This window comes from Chroococcidiopsis sp. (genome assembly GCF_051657925.1).
Lineage (GTDB): Bacteria > Cyanobacteriota > Cyanobacteriia > Cyanobacteriales > Chroococcidiopsidaceae > Chroococcidiopsis.
Map to the genome: position 1 here is coordinate 1 of NZ_JBOFLP010000222.1, position 16,017 is coordinate 16,017.

The 16,017-nt window shown below is 44.6% G+C and carries 17 protein-coding genes; 14 read left to right on the forward strand and 3 right to left on the reverse strand.

All coding sequences use genetic code 11. The annotated features are described in order from the left end of the window. Positions 1-244: 244 nt before the first annotated feature. Positions 245-1,102 carry a DNA adenine methylase gene (locus ACRC32_RS17915; RefSeq protein WP_438555244.1) on the reverse strand — a complete coding sequence of 286 codons (858 nt, stop codon included), beginning with the start codon at positions 1,100-1,102 and terminating at the stop codon, positions 245-247. A gap of 215 nt (positions 1,103-1,317) precedes the next feature. On the opposite strand from ACRC32_RS17915, the gene ACRC32_RS17920 reads away from it, so the two are divergent. From ACRC32_RS17920 to ACRC32_RS17940, 5 genes are all read left to right on the forward strand, one after another. After that, positions 1,318-1,524, forward strand: coding sequence for a DUF751 family protein (locus ACRC32_RS17920; protein ID WP_015153636.1), 207 nt, complete (start codon positions 1,318-1,320; stop codon positions 1,522-1,524). Between the two features lie 182 nt (positions 1,525-1,706). Next, positions 1,707-2,126 carry a 30S ribosome-binding factor RbfA gene (gene rbfA, locus ACRC32_RS17925; protein ID WP_438555245.1) on the forward strand — a complete coding sequence of 140 codons (420 nt, stop codon included), beginning with the start codon at positions 1,707-1,709 and terminating at the stop codon, positions 2,124-2,126. Positions 2,127-2,644: 518 nt separating this feature from the next. Continuing rightward, entirely contained in the window at positions 2,645-3,091 is a 447-nt protein-coding gene (locus ACRC32_RS17930; RefSeq protein ID WP_106166944.1) for a DUF732 domain-containing protein, read from the forward strand. Between the two features lie 196 nt (positions 3,092-3,287). Beyond that, positions 3,288-4,460, forward strand: a complete 1,173-nt coding sequence (locus tag ACRC32_RS17935; protein WP_438555246.1) for a M20 family metallopeptidase — start codon at positions 3,288-3,290, stop codon at positions 4,458-4,460. Positions 4,461-4,676: 216 nt separating this feature from the next. Continuing rightward, on the forward strand, positions 4,677-4,934 hold the full coding sequence (locus ACRC32_RS17940) for a hypothetical protein (RefSeq protein ID WP_106166946.1): 258 nt from the start codon (positions 4,677-4,679) through the stop codon (positions 4,932-4,934). A gap of 23 nt (positions 4,935-4,957) precedes the next feature. Here the strand turns inward: ACRC32_RS17940 and mgtE are convergent, their stop codons facing one another. After that, positions 4,958-6,358, reverse strand: a complete 1,401-nt coding sequence (gene mgtE / locus ACRC32_RS17945) for a magnesium transporter (protein ID WP_438555247.1) — start codon at positions 6,356-6,358, stop codon at positions 4,958-4,960. 650 nt (positions 6,359-7,008) lie between these two features. Between mgtE and ACRC32_RS17950 the strand changes: the two genes are divergently transcribed. Beyond that, positions 7,009-7,143, forward strand: coding sequence for a hypothetical protein (locus tag ACRC32_RS17950; RefSeq protein WP_438555248.1), 135 nt, complete (start codon positions 7,009-7,011; stop codon positions 7,141-7,143). 98 nt (positions 7,144-7,241) lie between these two features. Then, positions 7,242-8,273: a hypothetical protein gene (locus ACRC32_RS17955; protein ID WP_438555249.1), complete on the forward strand. Its 1,032-nt coding sequence runs from the start codon at positions 7,242-7,244 to the stop codon at positions 8,271-8,273. Positions 8,274-8,308: 35 nt separating this feature from the next. Here the strand turns inward: ACRC32_RS17955 and ACRC32_RS17960 are convergent, their stop codons facing one another. Beyond that, the gene (locus tag ACRC32_RS17960; protein ID WP_438555250.1) at positions 8,309-9,148 is read right to left on the reverse strand and encodes a carbohydrate ABC transporter permease; all 840 of its coding nucleotides are present in this window, start codon (positions 9,146-9,148) and stop codon (positions 8,309-8,311) included. A gap of 196 nt (positions 9,149-9,344) precedes the next feature. Here ACRC32_RS17960 and ACRC32_RS17965 point away from each other — a divergent pair, with 196 nt between their 5' ends. The 7 genes from ACRC32_RS17965 to murC all read left to right on the forward strand — a co-directional run. Continuing rightward, a complete protein-coding gene (locus tag ACRC32_RS17965) occupies positions 9,345-10,040 on the forward strand; it encodes an aldehyde oxygenase (deformylating) (protein WP_438555251.1) in 696 nt (231 codons plus the stop codon). A 173-nt stretch (positions 10,041-10,213) separates the two neighbouring features. Next, a complete protein-coding gene (locus ACRC32_RS17970) occupies positions 10,214-11,251 on the forward strand; it encodes a long-chain acyl-[acyl-carrier-protein] reductase (protein ID WP_438555252.1) in 1,038 nt (345 codons plus the stop codon). A gap of 164 nt (positions 11,252-11,415) precedes the next feature. Further along, a complete protein-coding gene (locus ACRC32_RS17975) occupies positions 11,416-12,396 on the forward strand; it encodes an acetyl-CoA carboxylase carboxyltransferase subunit alpha (RefSeq protein ID WP_015153624.1) in 981 nt (326 codons plus the stop codon). 3 nt (positions 12,397-12,399) lie between these two features. Next, positions 12,400-12,564, forward strand: a complete 165-nt coding sequence (locus tag ACRC32_RS17980) for a hypothetical protein (RefSeq protein ID WP_438555253.1) — start codon at positions 12,400-12,402, stop codon at positions 12,562-12,564. 226 nt (positions 12,565-12,790) lie between these two features. Beyond that, a complete protein-coding gene (locus ACRC32_RS17985) occupies positions 12,791-13,516 on the forward strand; it encodes an SDR family oxidoreductase (protein ID WP_438555254.1) in 726 nt (241 codons plus the stop codon). 213 nt (positions 13,517-13,729) lie between these two features. Continuing rightward, positions 13,730-14,455: a GTP cyclohydrolase I FolE gene (gene folE / locus ACRC32_RS17990; protein WP_438555255.1), complete on the forward strand. Its 726-nt coding sequence runs from the start codon at positions 13,730-13,732 to the stop codon at positions 14,453-14,455. A gap of 456 nt (positions 14,456-14,911) precedes the next feature. After that, the coding region (gene murC, locus ACRC32_RS17995) for a UDP-N-acetylmuramate--L-alanine ligase (protein ID WP_438555256.1) at positions 14,912-16,017 on the forward strand (1,106 nt) is incomplete at its 3' end.

Here is a 16,017-nt window from a genome sequence, read left to right on the forward strand (position 1 = left end):
TCAATAAAGCTCCTTCTCAGTAATTTACTGTTCTATTTGATACTTAAGTTTATACAAAATCAGCATAATCCCTGAAATCAAATGAGTCACTCTATCCCCAGAAGGGATCTTTTTCAAGTTATTCCTCTATCTTGAGACAGATTATTCAAAAGAAATACTAGTCAGAAGGTTTGCTCTACATAAAATCGTAGTTAGATATTAGATAGCGGGTAATTTATTGATTGTAAAAACAGATATTTTAAATCTAATTCGCAATAACTAATATTTCAGTAATCTTACCTCTCTTTTCGGCTTTAGAATTGATCGCTCTAGCTGCTAAAATTTCATGAATATGAAAATCTTTATATAACTCTCGAACCAATGAACAATCAGAGTTAGATAACATTACCTTAACTCCACGTCGAGCTAATTCTGCAAACGTATCTCTCAATCTAATCTGCTCATTTTCGTTAAAAGAGTAACGACTATAATTCGTGAAACTACTAGTCTCGCTCAGGGGATGATAGGGCGGATCGAAATAAACGAAATCCTCTGCCGTTTTAGCAAATCCTAAAATAGAATCAAAAGGTCTAACTTCTATTGATACAGATTGAAGAGAGCCTGAAACTAAACGTAATAACTCTGCATTGCAAATAGTAGGATTTTTATATTTTCCGATTGGGACATTAAACTCTCCTTTAGAGTTTTCGCGGTATAAACCATTAAAACAAGTTTTATTCAGATAGATTAATCGCGCTGCCATTTCCACAGGCGTTCCCTTGAACTGCGATCGCATCCGATAATAATAATCGCGATCGTGCTGCTGTTGATGCCATGCCAACAACTCAATTAATTCCTCAACGCGATCGCGCACGCAACGATATACATTGACTAATTCAGGATTGATATCTGTCAGTACTGCCGGAAACTTTTGTGTAGGATTATTATTTCTAGCCACTCCATACAAGTAAAAAAAGACTGCCCCTCCTCCTAAAAATGGCTCGTAGTACGTAGCAAATTTTTGAGGAAAGTAAGGAATATATTGAGAAATCAACTGGCTTTTACCACCTGCCCATTTTAAAAACGGACGCGGAAGGCTTAACTGGAGTGACTGACGTAGCATTCAATTTGTTCAATAACTCTCAACCTCACCGAATATAGCAGGGAGCAGTGAGTAGTGAGCAGTTATCAGTGGCTAGTGGAACCAGTGGCTAAATGAAGATCCAGCGACTAGCTACTCGCAAACGACCAATGACCAATGACCAATAACAAATTGCTATAGAATAAACGTAATTCACATGAAAAAAATTTAACAGTTAGACAAGGCTTATAAATCAAATGTTTGATGGCTTCTGGGAAAACGTCTCTCGCTACCCCCGCTACTTTGTAACGATCGTCTTGGGGATTTTCTTAAACGCCATATCTCCATTGACTCCCCTATTTAAGCGTCCCACAACCGCGATCGCAATCGTCGGTATGTTTGTTGGGTTATCTTTGTTCGTCCTATTTACCCTCCGCGCTATGTTGGGCTTAAGCCCGTCTTAATAAAATAGTGAAGTATCGCGAGAATAAGCGTATAGCCGATCGCCAACTTACAAAGCACATAGAATCAGTATTATAATCTTTTGCCTGCTGCCTTCTTGCAATAGCTAATAGACTAGAAAAGCTGGGTAGAACCATTGGTTGGCTCTACTGATTTGATTCAAGTATGAGGAAGGGTTATTGTTATGGCTACAAGTCGCCGCGTGGATCGCGTTGCTGAATTAATCAAACGCGAGGTAAGTCAGATGCTATTAAATGGTATCAAAGACGATCGAGTTGGTGTAGGTATGGTTAGCGTTACCGATGTAGACGTATCCGGCGATCTACAACACGCCAAGATCTACGTATCAATATATGGTTCAGACGATGCTAGAGAGCAAACTATGGCAGGCTTAAAGTCAGCCACAGGGTACGTTCGCCGAGAGTTAGGGCAAAGAATCCGTCTCCGCCGCACTCCAGAAGTTGTATTTCACGAAGATCGTTCGATTGAAAGAGGAACAAGAGTGCTGTCGCTGATTAATCGGCTCAATCAAGATCGCCCCGCCAATTTAGAGCCAAACTACAAGGAAGATGAGATCGAAGTCTCCGCTGAGGATGAAGCGTAACCTACTGATATCAAAATATGTGAGGGGCATATAGCTGTGTGTCCCTACCTGTGCTTCTCGATCTAGGAAATGAGGCATAACTTGCTATCTTGCGCTATCCTATGCCGATATAGATCGGGTTCTAAGTTGATGTACATATAAAGTTTATGTAGATTTAGCGATCGCCGCTAAAGTCCAGTAGCTTTACGTATCAATCCGGTATGTTAGAACTTACTCTAAAGCTAAATTAAATCTGGAATGAGATACGATACCGTACATTCTCGGTATCTGAGATTTTTCTATCTCAAGGTAGAAAAGATTGCCGAACTTGCACTTTGTTGCTAAAACCCAGATGCAGCCAGCTCTGAATTCTCTTAAGGATCTTTTTAGAAAAAATTCGGTTTCAGAAACCTAGTCTGAGTCAAGGTTTGGGTAAATCTTAAGAAAAAGATGAAAAAGCTTAAGATTTTTTTTAGAATTCTGTTAGATCGTCACCAAGGTTGGGCATAACAAATATAGAAATCTATCTTGGTAACGTTATGAACTTCCGCCTCAATGCAACCATCGCTGCTGCTGCTATTGCTCTAGTTTCTGGTTTCCAATTTCAAGCTTTTGCCTCCGAACCAGATTACCTCTGCTTCGTTACCACTGGTGCGGGGGACGTGCTGGACTTATCTCAATCCCTATGTGCTGAAAAAGCGACAAAATCGACGATCGCAGCTCTAGACAAAGCATTTATTGAAGCTTATAAACAGCAAGCCATGACGCACGCTGACGTGCGCGATAACTTGATCGCTAATATTCAGCAATCTCCAGAAGCTAATATCGCAGCCGCAAAAGGTGTTTGTAACGACTTAGAAGCCGGAATTACCCTAGAGGAAATTCAAGAAGCTCAATCGGAAGAGCATGAAGCAAAAGCAGATGAGGTCAATTCGGAAATCGTCAATAAACTAGCTACACAGTACTACTGCCCAGGCGTGCAGTAAACTTATTCATCTATCGATCGATAAATCAAAGTGCGATCGCAAAACGTCAAGACATGTCAGCAGATCGTCACATAAGATTTTCGCTCAGACACAATTTGACTGTTGAATCTGTATATATCTGCTGAAGTAGTCACGAACTGCTCGTCTTATCTTATTTATGATGGGGGAAAGTTGATTATATATATATAAATAGTCAATGCTTACCCAAATAAAAGACATAGCCCTAAAGTTAGCGCCGCGTTTAATTGAAATTCGCCGCCATCTCCACAGTCACCCAGAATTAAGCGGTCAAGAGTATCACACATCTGCTTATGTTGCTGGTGTCCTTTCATCCAGTGGAGTTCATGTAAGAGAGGCGGTTGGTAAAACTGGTGTAGTAGGAGAAGTACAGGGACATGGTAGCGATCGCCGCTTATTGGCAATTCGTACCGACATGGATGCACTACCCATCAACGAACGCACAGGATTAGAATTTACTTCCAGAGCGACAGGTGTGATGCACGCCTGCGGACACGATGTCCACACCACCGTAGGACTTGGAACTGCTATGGTTCTTTCCGAACTAGCATCCCAGTTACCAGGTAACGTGCGGCTATTGTTCCAGCCAGCAGAGGAAACTGCTCAAGGAGCCAGCTGGATGATTGCTGACGGGGTGATGGAAAATGTCTCGGCAATTCTATCCGTACACGTCTTCCCTTCCATTCCCGCCGGAAAGGTAGGTATCCGCTATGGGGCGCTAACAGCAGCAGCAGACGAGTTAGAAATTACTATTATCGGTGAATCGGGGCATGGGGCGCGACCCCACGAAGCGATCGATGCTATTTGGATCGCCGCGCAAGTCATTACCACCCTGCAACAAGCCATCAGCCGCACGCAAAACCCGTTGCGTCCAGTGGTATTGAGCATCGGGCAGATTACAGGTGGTAGAGCGCCAAACGTTATTGCCGACCAAGTAAAATTACTTGGCAGCGTGCGATCGCTCCATCCCGAAACCCGGACTAATCTACCTGGGTGGATCGAAAAAATTGTCGCGAATATTTGCCACTCCTACGGAGCGCAATACGAAATGAGCTATCGCCCAGGAGTACCAGGGGTGCAAAATAATATTGGTCTATCCCAAATTTTACAAACAGCCGCAGAAGAGGCTTGGGGAAGCGATCGCGTTTTAGTTTTAACTGAACCTTCCCTTGGTGCAGAAGACTTTTCACGCTATCTCGAACACGCTCCTGGTTCTATGTTCCGCTTGGGGGTAGGATACGAAGATCGCACGAACTATCCCCTGCACCATCCTCAATTTGAAGTTAACGAAGCCGCGATCGTTACTGGTGTCGTCACCCTTGCCTACGCTGCGGTGAAGTATTGGCAATAGAAGCAGAAGTCAGAAGTCAGAAGTTAAAAATTAGGAAAGAGTGGTGCGTGGTGCGTGAGAACAAGACACTGCTAACTGGTCACTGGTCACTGGTCACTGGTCACCGATCGCTGCTCGTGCGCTCCCTAACAACTGATAACTGACTTGAGAAAGATGCAGCCATATCCACAGATTTGCTACTCTAGCAAAAAATACCGAGACAGTAGTAATTAAAATATGGCATCACCTACACCACTGCAAGGTACTGAATTAGTTGACTGCGCGAGAGCAAACGCTAAGCAGGGAATTGAAACTGCTGCCCGTCAGTGCGGTTTTGGTGAAGATTTAAATGGTTTTTCACAAGCGCTCAAGCAAGCCTGCGAAAGCATGAATTTACAAGTGAAGGAACTGAGCGAACTCATTACCGATGATGAGATGATCCTTCAAATGGGTAAAGGGGAAATTGTTGCACCCGATAGTGCTTCGGAACTATGAGCGGGGATTAGAAACTGGGAATTTTAGACCCGTAAAATGACTCTTGCCAAGTTGAAATAAATTAAAACTCCTAATACGTCAACTGCGGTTGTAATAAACGGCGCTGACATCAAAGCTGGATCTAAGCCTAGTAAGCGAAATAAAAATGGTAGTGCAGAACCGGAAACAGAAGCCAAAACAGAAATTGCTACAAGACTGGCTCCCACGGCGATCGCTACCGATAAGTTTCCTTGTAAGAAAAAAGCCCAAATCGTGGCGACCGTCCCCAACATGGAACCGAGTAACAATCCAGCCAATGCTTCTCTGATAACGACTTGTACTGGTCCTAACGCCCTAATTTCATCGGTATTCATCCCGCGAATGACGACAGTTGAAGATTGCGCCCCTACGTTACCACCAGTCCCCGTTAGGAGTGGGATGAATGCTGCCAGTGTCACGACTTTTTGTAAAATCTCTTCTTCTGCTTTAATAATTGTCCCTGTAACGGTATTTGTAATTAGCAAGACAAATAACCAGACGACTCGCTTGCGAGCAATGGAAAACAAATTGCTTTGAAAATAGCCATCGCCCCCTGACTGCACGCCTCCACCTAAAGCGTAGATATCCTCGGTGGTTTCCTGTTGAATAATATCAATTACGTCATCTACAGTAACGATGCCTACAAGTCGTTGTTCGCGATCGACGACTGGGACAGCGAGAAAGTCGTAACGCTGAATTAATCTAGCTACTTCTTCTTGATCGGTATCTGTATGCACGCAGATAGCATCACGGGTCATAATTTCGCCAATCGTTTCTTGCGGATCGGCAGTGACTAAATCGCGTAAAGATAAGGTTCCCGTCAGCCTTCTTGCTGCATCGGTGACGTAAAGGTAGTAAATAGTTTCTGTATTTTTAGCTAAATAGCGAATGCGTTCCAGGGCTTGCGTGACGGTCATTCCCTCTTTCAGAGAGATTAACTCTGGGGTCATGATCCGCCCTGCTGTTCCCGTTTCGTAGCCTAATAGTAAGGCGGTGGCTTGCCGTTCGGAAGGGCTGAGTTGTTCTAGCAAGCGATTGACAATTTTAGCGGGGAGTTCATCGAATAAGCGGGCGCGATCGTCTGGCGACATTTTATCCACGATATCGATCACGTCTTGGCGCTTGAATTCTTGAACGAGTGCTTCTTGTACGCTATGGTCGAGATATTCGTAAACTTCGATCGCCTCGCCTTTAGAAAGCAAGCGAAAGGCAAGTACTTGCATTGGTTCGGGTAAGCCTTCAATGGCTTCGGCAATATCAGCAGGTTGTACCGGAACCAAAATGGCTTTAGCTCCCTGTAAGTCTCCCTGTTCCAGTAAGGCTAGCAGTTGAGTACGTACAAGGTTGCGTAATTCTCTACGGGAGAAGTTTTGCAGGGTCGAGGATGGGTTGTTACGATCGGTCAATAGCCTATCCTCCTATAACAGTCAAGTGAATATGCTGCCTTTAGTCTAGGTGACGGTGGCAGCTACCAGATCGAAGCATACTATTTTTCGGCTCGATGTTTTAGCGCGATCGCATACTAATGTGGGTTAAGTAGCCGCGATCGCAATTTTCTAAATTCCTGGTTTCGATTCTCTCTAATCTTGGCTCCAGGCACATCGCCTAGTCGGTAGAGTTCGTGTGAAGAGGATAATGTCACGCATAGACGCGAAGCGGCTTCTCGTAGAGTAGACGCGAAGGCGCAAAGGATAGGTAAGTTTTCTATGTTGAGCAAAAAGAAGCAAAGCAGTGTCTCTTTTTCGCTTTCTTAGATACTGCAGTGTTTATAGGCAACATAGGTCATTTTCTGGAATTGGATAGAGTCCAATTGAAGGAACTCTATGTGAGGCTTCATCGTCTCTATAAGTGTTTCCTCTTATAGAAATTGCCTGACATCTAAGTAAAACATTTATTCAATAGTTATTATTTATACTTAAAAAACTGATTTTACTGTATACTCAACTTAATAAAGTAATGAATATTGTCAGTTTTTATGCTCAAGAAACAACAAGTAGCAACTGCTACCATACTAATAATGTTATCGATTATACCTGCGTATAAGACAAAAAGTAGAATGGGAGTTAATATTTTGCCAGGTCCCCACACCCCGAATTTGGTAGAAAAGTTGACGAGAGGCAAATTCAAAGCTGAGTGGGTAGATCGAAACTGGTTTCGTCGTCCCGATTTCGATTTGCCTTTCAACAGTTAGCGCGACGCAGATGGAAGGAAAGGGGAAAAGTACGAGCTATTCATGCTCGGCTGGTCGTGCAATAATAAACGGTCTGTGACCAGATCGTTCGCCTTCTCATGTTGCAATCCTCCGCTTCTACTGACGACTTAGCTGCTGTCTTAGCAGAGTCAATCGATCTAAATTTTGAACTGCCCGATCCTGAAGACGAAGAAATTTCGGAACATGATTTTCAGCAGCAGCTAGACAATGCTTGGCTAGTTTGCGATCGCTTCGATCTACAGACAGAAATCTGGCGGGGCAGAATTTTAAGGGCAGTGCGCGATCGCGAGAAAAAACAAGGAGATGCCCGTGGGAGTGGTTTTCTCAACTGGTTGAAGGCGCGGGAAATTAGTAAAAGTCAAGCATACTCCTTAATCGAGTTAGCGAATAGCGCCGATACGCTAGTAGAACAAGGGCATTTAGACCCTAATGCCGTGAGATGCTTTAGTAAACGAGCGTTTATCGAAACTGCAAAAGCGGAACCAGAAATTCAACAATTAGTTACCGATGCAGCGAAACGAGGCGATCGCATTACCCGTCGTGAAGTGCGTCAGCTATCGGATGAGTGGATGGCGATGTCGTCCGAACTCCTTCCCGAACCGGTTAAAGTGAAAGCTTCAGAAAACGCGCTGCCACCCCGCTATCTTGCGCCTCTGGTAAAAGAAATGGAAAAATTACCAGAGTCTCACCAAAAAGAGTTACAGCGGGAAATTGCAGCAAATCCTGACATAGATACGATTAAAGAAGTGACGACGGAAGCAAAGTACCTGTCCAAATATATTAATGCTGCTACGACCGTCCAAGCCCTAAATAATGACGATGTAGACTTAGAACGGGCGATTCAGGAAGCAATACGAGTTGGCTGTATTAACGTCGCGGCTGACTTGGTAAATCAGGCATCGCAGTTAGAACAAACCATAGCTAAACTTTACGGTACTTGGAAGCGGATTGGTAGTTTAGCCGATCGCCTGTATGTAGATACGGGGGCGAGTACTCCCCACTTGCGATCGCTTTTGAGTTGTCTCGAACCCCTCGGTGGTGAAGTGATGGAAGTCAGTTTAGGTGGAGATAACGAACGCACGATCCGCTTGCAAATCACCGAAGAATAATTTTTTGTAGAGACGTTACATGTAACGTCTCTACATTAATTTTTCATTCCCGTCGTCGCGATTCCCTGAATAAATTGTTTCTGTCCGATCAGAAATATTAATATGACTGGCAAGGTGGCGATCGCGACTGCTGCCATCAGTAAAGACCAGTTATTGGTAAATTGTTCTTGAAACTCAGCTAGTGCTAATTGAACCGTCCGCAATTCTGGGCGCGTTGTGAAGACAAGCGGTTTAAATAAATCGTTCCATTCACCGATAAATGTAAACAAAAATAATGTTACCAAAGCCGGACGAGATAAGGGCAACATTACCCGCCATAAGATTTGCAGGCGGTTCGCCCCATCGATCGCCGCTGCTTCTTCTAACTCTATGGGAATAGTTTGAAAATATTGCCTGAGTAAGAAAATTCCAAAACCGTTTACAGATGTAGGTAGAATTAAGGCTCCATAGGTATTAATTAAATGCCCCCATTTGAGGACGAGAAAGATAGGAATAACTAATAACTGAAATGGAATGACCAAAGTTGCCAAAACAACCAGCAGTAATGCTTGTCGTCCTCGGAATTTCAATCTTGCTAAGGCATAACCCGCTAAAGCTGAAGTCACGATTTGAATTCCAGTCACAGCTAAAGCTACCAGCGTGGAATTGGCAAATGCTAGCAGAAAATTAGCTCGCTGCCATGCTTGTTGGTAGTTTACTAAAGTCCATCCCGATCGCGTTAACAAATCGGGTGTCGATCCAGGCGGTGCAAAGGATGTGAGGAAGACAATTCCCAATGGGAGTAAGACAATTACCGCTCCCAGTATCAGCACTATAAAACTAAGAGATGGTATAGAGAAATTTTTATGTTTGGCATTTAGATCTTTCTGAAGCATGAATTGTTCGCTTTCCTCTATGCTTTTATACCTAGAGGTGATATTCTCCCAAATGGACTCTATTTTGCTGCAATAGATAACAGATCCCCTTGGGATTTGTTAGGTTTAATTTTAATTATTGTTGACGCTGATGCATAGAGCTAAAGAGTCAACCGCAATCGACAAAGCTGATTTACGCCAATAGGAGTGAACGACTATGCAGCAAGTTGCTGCCACCTCCGAAATCGATTTCCACAGCGAAACCTATAAGGACGCATACAGTCGCATTAACGCGATCGTGATCGAAGGGGAACAAGAAGCCTACGAAAACTATATTCGTTTGGCTCAAATGCTACCGGACTTCAAGGATGAGCTGATTCGCCTATCCAAAATGGAGAACCGCCACAAAAAAGGGTTTGAAGCCTGCGGGCGCAATCTCCAAGTTACACCGGATATGCAATTTGCTCGCGAGTTCTTTTCTGGGCTGCATCAAAACTTTCAACAAGCAGCATCCGCAGGACAAGTCGTGACGTGCTTGTTAATCCAATCGCTGATTATTGAGTGTTTTGCGATCGCGGCTTACAACATCTACATTCCCTGTGCTGATGACTTCGCCCGTAAAATTACCGAGGGCGTTGTCAAAGACGAGTATACTCACCTCAATTTCGGTGAAGTTTGGCTGAAAGACAACTTTGAACAGTCCAAAGCCGAACTAGAAGCAGCCAATCGCCAAAATCTCCCGATTGTCTGGCAAATGCTGAATAAAGTCGAGGATGATGCTCGGGTTTTAGGCATGGAAAAAGATGCTTTGGTGGAAGACTTCATGATCCAATACGGTGAAACCCTTGCCAATATTGGCTTCTCCACCCGGGACATCATGCGTCTATCCGCCTACGGACTGCAAGCTGTTTGAAATAGGGGTTAGGGACTAGAGTAGGAAGTCGCTAGTAGCCAGAATTGCCTGCTCCCTCCTCCCTACTCCCTGCTCCCTGCTCCCTTTATGTAGTATTTTTAAGATTAAAGATACAAAAATTCTCATCCACCCGCTCTGCTTTGTCAGAGCTACCAGTTTGACATCCGTAATACATGTTTGGTCTAATCGGTCACTTAAACAGTCTGGAACACGCACAATCGGTAGCAAAAGAATTAGGCTACCCCGAATATGCCGATCAAGGACTTGATTTCTGGTGCAGCGCACCACCACAGATAGTCGATGATATCAAAGTTACTAGCGTCACTGGACAGCAAATCGAGGGCAAGTATGTCGAATCTTGCTTTCTGCCAGAAATGCTTGCCACGCGACGGATTAAAGCCGCAACGCGAAAAATCATCAACGCAATGGCGCACGCTCAAAAGCATGGGATTGACATTACAGCTTTGGGCGGCTTTTCTTCGATTATTTTTGAAAACTTTAACTTGCAGCAGATCAAACAAGTCCGTAACGTGCAACTGAAATTCGAGCAGTTCACTACGGGGAACACTCATACTGCGTACATTATCTGTCAGCAGGTGGAGCAAGCAGCAAAGCAGTTGGGAATTGACCTCAATCGAGCTACTGTTGCCGTTTGTGGTGCTAGCGGTGACATTGGTAGTGCAGTCTGTCGCTGGTTAAATGCTCGTACCGACGTAGCAGATTTATTCCTAATTGCCCGCAATCAAGAGCGCCTACAGGCATTACAGGCAGAGTTAGGACGGGGTAAAATCTTAGATTTGGAAACTGCCCTACCGCAAGCAGATATCGTCGTCTGGGTGGCAAGTATGCCCAAGGGAATTGAAATCGATACCCAGATGTTAAAACAACCGTGTTTGATGATTGATGGTGGTTATCCTAAAAATCTGGCGACAAAAATTCAGCATCCAGGGATTTATATTCTCAACGGTGGCATTGTCGAGCACTCTTTGGATATCGACTGGAAAATTATGAAGATTGTTAACTTCATGGATGTACCAGCTCGTCAGTTGTTTGCCTGCTTTGCTGAATCAATGCTACTGGAATTTGAAAAAGTCTACACTAACTTTTCTTGGGGACGCAACCAAATTACTGTGGCAAAGATGGATCAAATTGGTCAAATGTCTCGCAAACACGGCTTTCGCCCTCTACTGTTTGAGAATTTACCAGTTTAAAGGATTGAAGAGTAAGTCAAAAGTTAAAAGTTAAAAGTCAAAAGACAAAACTGAGGAGTCAGAAAATAAAAGTCAGAAGTCAGAATTAACTGGTCACTGATAACTGATAATTGACAACTGACTCACCATTCCCCACCCCTCGCTACTCACTACTCACTTCCGAGATGGCAACAACTGAACGCAAAACTCTACTGTTAGATTTTGAAAAGCCACTAGTCGATTTGGAGTCGCGCATCGACCAAATTCGAGAGCTAGCAACAGAAAATGGCGTTGACGTGTCGGAAGAGATTCGCCGACTAGAAGCCCGCGCTCGCCAATTGCGCCAGGAGATTTTTAATAGTTTATCTCCGTCGCAAAAATTACAATTGGCAAGGCATCCCCGTCGTCCTAGTACCTTAGATTACATTCAAGCTATTAGCGACGAATGGATGGAGCTACACGGCGATCGCCGTGGAAGCGATGATTCTGCTATAGTTGGTGGCGTAGCGCGCCTTGCAGGGCGACCGGTCGTCATCTTAGGCAATCAGAAAGGACGCGATACGAAAGATAATATTGCCCGTAATTTTGGGATGGCTTCCCCTGGTGGCTATCGCAAAGCTATGCGGTTGATGGAACACGCCAACCGCTTTGGAATGCCAATCTTAACTTTTATTGATACTCCAGGGGCTTTACCCACAGTCGCAGCGGAAGAACAAGGAATTGGGGAAGCGATCGCCTATAATTTACGCGAAATGTTTAGCTTAGATGTACCGATTATTTGTACCGCGATCGGTGAAGCTTTTTCTGGTGGTGCTTTGGGTATTGGTGTCGGCGAACGCCTGCTCATGTTTGAACACGCAGTTTATACTGTCATCACCCCCGAGGCTTGTGCTGCAATTGTTTGGCGAGATGCAAGTAAAGCCGCTCAAGCTGCTATGGCATTAAAAATGACAGCAATCGATTTACAAAATTTAGGTATTGTTGACCAAATCTTACCAGAGCCAATTGGCGGCGCTCACTCCGACCCTCTCAAAGCCGCGATCGCTCTCAAGCAAGCTTTGCTACAACATTTAGAAGAATTAACTCAACTTACCAGCCAACAGCGCCGCCAACTACGGTATCAAAAATTCCGTCAAATTGGTGTTTTTACCGAATTTGATTCCTAAGTTTTGTCAGGAGATGAAGACGGAAAAGATGGTGATATAATCAACGAGGGGTGTAAAGATTTTTTACAATCTCTCATTTTGTCTCATGCTAGGCAAAACAAAGCAAAGCGTATAACAGTTAGCAGCAATGTCTACCGTAACGGCTGGCGATCGCCAATCGATCGGTAATCTCTATGTTCTATTCAACTCAACTTAGAGATTTACATAATAAATCCGCGATTGAATGGCTATAGCCTACATGAATAAAGAATTAATAATCTGCCCGAACTTTCGAGACAGGAATTCTTGCAGTGAAATTATAAGTTGAATCTAGAGGTAATTGCATCTATCAGGGGTAAGAGATTGACATGAGTACAACAGCCATGCAATTTGTGGTGCGATTAAGTTGGAGTTTATGACATTGACAACGGGAAAACGCGCCCTAATTACGGGTGCTAGTAGTGGAATTGGTAAAGCAACAGCCCTCGCCTTTGCAAAGACGGGAGTAAACTTAGCTCTAGTTGGTCGTTCGCTAGACAAGTTAGAGGCAGTTGCAAGTGCAGCAAGGCAGACAGGCGTAGAAGCAAAAACGTATGCCCTGGATCTTGCCCAAGTTCATGTCGTGCCAGAGAAGATGGCTGCGATCGCTGCCGATTGTGGAGCTATAGATATTTTGGTCAATAGTGCGGGTATGGGCTACACGGGGGCTTTGAGTGCTACGCCTCTGCCTGACTGGCAAAAAGTGATAGATTTAAACCTAACTAGCGTGTTTGGATGCATCTTGGCAGTTTTACCCACAATGCACCAGCGCGGCTCCGGTACAATTATTAACGTTGCTTCCATCGCCGGACAAACTCCTTTCCCCAACTGGGGAGCTTATTCCGTCAGCAAAGCTGGGTTGATTGCCCTATCCAAGACCCTAGCAGCAGAGGAAAGCGCTCGCGGTATTCGCGTCACCACCATCTGTCCTGGTGCTGTGAATACAGAACTTTGGGACAGCGAAACAGTTCAGCATAACTTTGACCGTAATGCCATGCTGACACCAGAAATTGTCGCTCAGTCCATCGTGCATACAGCTTTATTACCAGCACCAGCGGCGATCGCCGAATTAACTCTCATGCCTGGTGGTGGCGCTCTATAAGTCATTTGTTATTTGTCATTTGTAAGTGAATGCTATCGAAGCGTCTACGATATCCACAAGCAATTAGAAATATAGGCTTGTAGTTTTAGATTCTCAAAGTTGGACAGTCTGCCCGTTGTCACTGGTTAACTTTCCACTTACTGCTAACTCATGGCTAATGACCAACGACTAATGACCAATAACCATTGTTAAACTTTATCTGAGACATACACCATGACTATTGCTGCTTCTAACGGTTCTAATGGTTCTACCAATCGCTTTCAAGCATCTCCTTTGAACTCCGATCTGGTAGAGGCAATTCAATCCCGACCAGACCGCAACACCCACAACGGTCAAAAACCAAACTTACAGACACCTACTGAAGCAGAAGCTCACGAATCGATGATGGAGGCTGTACGCGCCCTCTTGATCGGTGTAGGCGAAGATCCAGAACGAGAAGGTTTGTTGAAAACCCCTAAGCGTGTTGCGGAAGCCATGCGGTTTCTCACTAGTGGATACAGTCAATCTTTAGAAGAACTCGTCAACGGAGCCATTTTCGATGAAGGACACAACGAGATGGTACTCGTGCGCGATATCAACTTCTTCAGCTTGTGCGAGCATCATATGCTGCCCTTTATGGGTAAAGCTCACGTTGCCTATATTCCCAATCAAAAAGTTGTGGGTCTGAGCAAGCTAGCTCGAATTGTCGAAATGTACTCCCGCCGTTTGCAAGTACAAGAACGACTAACGCGCCAAATCGCTGAAGCGGTACAGGAAATTTTAGAACCTCAAGGCGTAGCAGTGGTCATGGAAGCAACCCATATGTGTATGGTGATGCGTGGGGTGCAAAAACCTGGTTCTTGGACTGTTACGAGTGCCATGCTCGGCGTATTCCAGGACGAGCAAAAAACCCGCGAAGAGTTTTTCAACTTGATTCGCCATCAACCAGCTTTCTTTTAAGGGAGCAGGGAGTAGGGAGTAGGAAGCAGGGAGTAGGAAGCAGGGAGACAAAGGGGACAAGGGGGACAAGGGCGCAGGGAACCTCGCCATCGGAGCCGCGTAGCAGGGAGTTTTGAAGAGTGTATTCTTTTCGTCACTGCCTGATCTTGTAATTTGCGATCGCGCTTTAATCAATACTTAGTTATACTGCACCCGATGACATTTAGCATTTGGGTGCATTTTTTTCAGAAAAAACTAAAATCTCTGCCAAAAAAAATACTTTCTCAAAATAAAAATTAAACTCTATTAGCTAAGTACGTAAATTCCTGTAAATAAAGATCGTCTGGGGAGGACAGAGCGAATTGATGTCAGATATAAAAAACTTAAACAGTCGAGCCATCCGTAAAATTTATTTCCTGATATGATATCGCGTGACATTTGTATACTGGACTCTGGGGTGAGGTGCGAGAAGTAAAAATGACTAATTATGTTGATTTAAGTGGTAAACCATTCCATTTCATCGGTATTGGTGGTATTGGGATGTCAGCACTTGCTTATATCTTAGCTAAGCGTCGTCTGCCTGTTTCTGGCTCCGATATCCGAGAGAGCCATATCACCGAGAAATTAGCAGCCTTAGGAGCGCATATTTTTAGTTGCCAAGAGGCATCCAATCTAGAGTTTTTTCGCTCCCAGACCGATGCCAGCTTCCAAGCTTTAGCGGTGAGCGGTAATAGTGCGCCTGTATTCGTAAAGCCATCAAGACGCTCAGCTAGTCAAGCGATCGCCAACAGCAAAATTGCCGACTTACCACAAGTTATCTGTTCGACGGCAATTCATGCAGGTAACTTAGAGTATCAAGCAGCGCTAGATTTAGGTTGTCCGATCTTTCATCGTTCCGATTTGTTGGCAGCACTGATTCAAGAGCGTTACAGCATTGCCGTAGCTGGGACTCACGGTAAAACAACCACCAGCAGCGCGATCGGGTACATGTTACTCAAAGCTGGTCTCGACCCTACCATCATCGTTGGTGGAGAGGTAAAAGCATGGGAGGGTAACGCGAGGCTCGGTAACAGTCAGTATTTAGTAGCAGAAGCAGATGAATCGGATGGTTCTTTAGTCAAATTGGCTTGTCAAATTGGCGTAGTCACTAACATCGAACTCGACCATCCCGACCACTACAAGTCTCTAGAGCAGGTAGTCAAGACTTTTCAAACTTTTGCGCAACAGTGCCAGCATGTCGTAGGTTGTATAGATTGCCAAACAGTCCGCGATCGCCTGCAACCGACAATTAGCTACAGCCTCAATCCAGAGATGACGGCAGACTACACGGTATCCAACGTGGTTTACGGTGCTGATGGTACGATCGCCACGGTATGGGAGCGAGGAAAAGAGTTAGGGCAGTTGCGTTTGCCATTGCTAGGACAACACAATCTCAGTAATGCCTTAGCCGCGATCGCTGTCGGTCGGCTGCTGGGAGTAAAATTTGCGGCGATCGCCGATAGTCTAACCACTTTTGAAGGCGCTAGGCGTAGATTTGAATTGCGTGGTGTTGTTAATGACATCCAATTCATCGACGACTACGC

What these genes read in the sequence shown, in the direction of transcription:
- ACRC32_RS17915 (WP_438555244.1), bottom strand. Translation starts at nt 1,102, where the DNA reads ATGCTACGTCAGTCACTCCAGTTAAGCCTTCCGCGTCCGTTTTTAAAA.
- ACRC32_RS17920 (WP_015153636.1), top strand. Translation starts at nt 1,318, where the DNA reads ATGTTTGATGGCTTCTGGGAAAACGTCTCTCGCTACCCCCGCTACTTT.
- rbfA (WP_438555245.1), top strand. Translation starts at nt 1,707, where the DNA reads ATGGCTACAAGTCGCCGCGTGGATCGCGTTGCTGAATTAATCAAACGC.
- ACRC32_RS17930 (WP_106166944.1), top strand. Translation starts at nt 2,645, where the DNA reads ATGAACTTCCGCCTCAATGCAACCATCGCTGCTGCTGCTATTGCTCTA.
- ACRC32_RS17935 (WP_438555246.1), top strand. Translation starts at nt 3,288, where the DNA reads ATGCTTACCCAAATAAAAGACATAGCCCTAAAGTTAGCGCCGCGTTTA.
- ACRC32_RS17940 (WP_106166946.1), top strand. Translation starts at nt 4,677, where the DNA reads ATGGCATCACCTACACCACTGCAAGGTACTGAATTAGTTGACTGCGCG.
- ACRC32_RS17950 (WP_438555248.1), top strand. Translation starts at nt 7,009, where the DNA reads ATGGGAGTTAATATTTTGCCAGGTCCCCACACCCCGAATTTGGTAGAA.
- ACRC32_RS17955 (WP_438555249.1), top strand. Translation starts at nt 7,242, where the DNA reads ATGTTGCAATCCTCCGCTTCTACTGACGACTTAGCTGCTGTCTTAGCA.
- ACRC32_RS17960 (WP_438555250.1), bottom strand. Translation starts at nt 9,148, where the DNA reads ATGCTTCAGAAAGATCTAAATGCCAAACATAAAAATTTCTCTATACCA.
- ACRC32_RS17965 (WP_438555251.1), top strand. Translation starts at nt 9,345, where the DNA reads ATGCAGCAAGTTGCTGCCACCTCCGAAATCGATTTCCACAGCGAAACC.
- ACRC32_RS17970 (WP_438555252.1), top strand. Translation starts at nt 10,214, where the DNA reads ATGTTTGGTCTAATCGGTCACTTAAACAGTCTGGAACACGCACAATCG.
- ACRC32_RS17975 (WP_015153624.1), top strand. Translation starts at nt 11,416, where the DNA reads ATGGCAACAACTGAACGCAAAACTCTACTGTTAGATTTTGAAAAGCCA.
- ACRC32_RS17985 (WP_438555254.1), top strand. Translation starts at nt 12,791, where the DNA reads ATGACATTGACAACGGGAAAACGCGCCCTAATTACGGGTGCTAGTAGT.
- folE (WP_438555255.1), top strand. Translation starts at nt 13,730, where the DNA reads ATGACTATTGCTGCTTCTAACGGTTCTAATGGTTCTACCAATCGCTTT.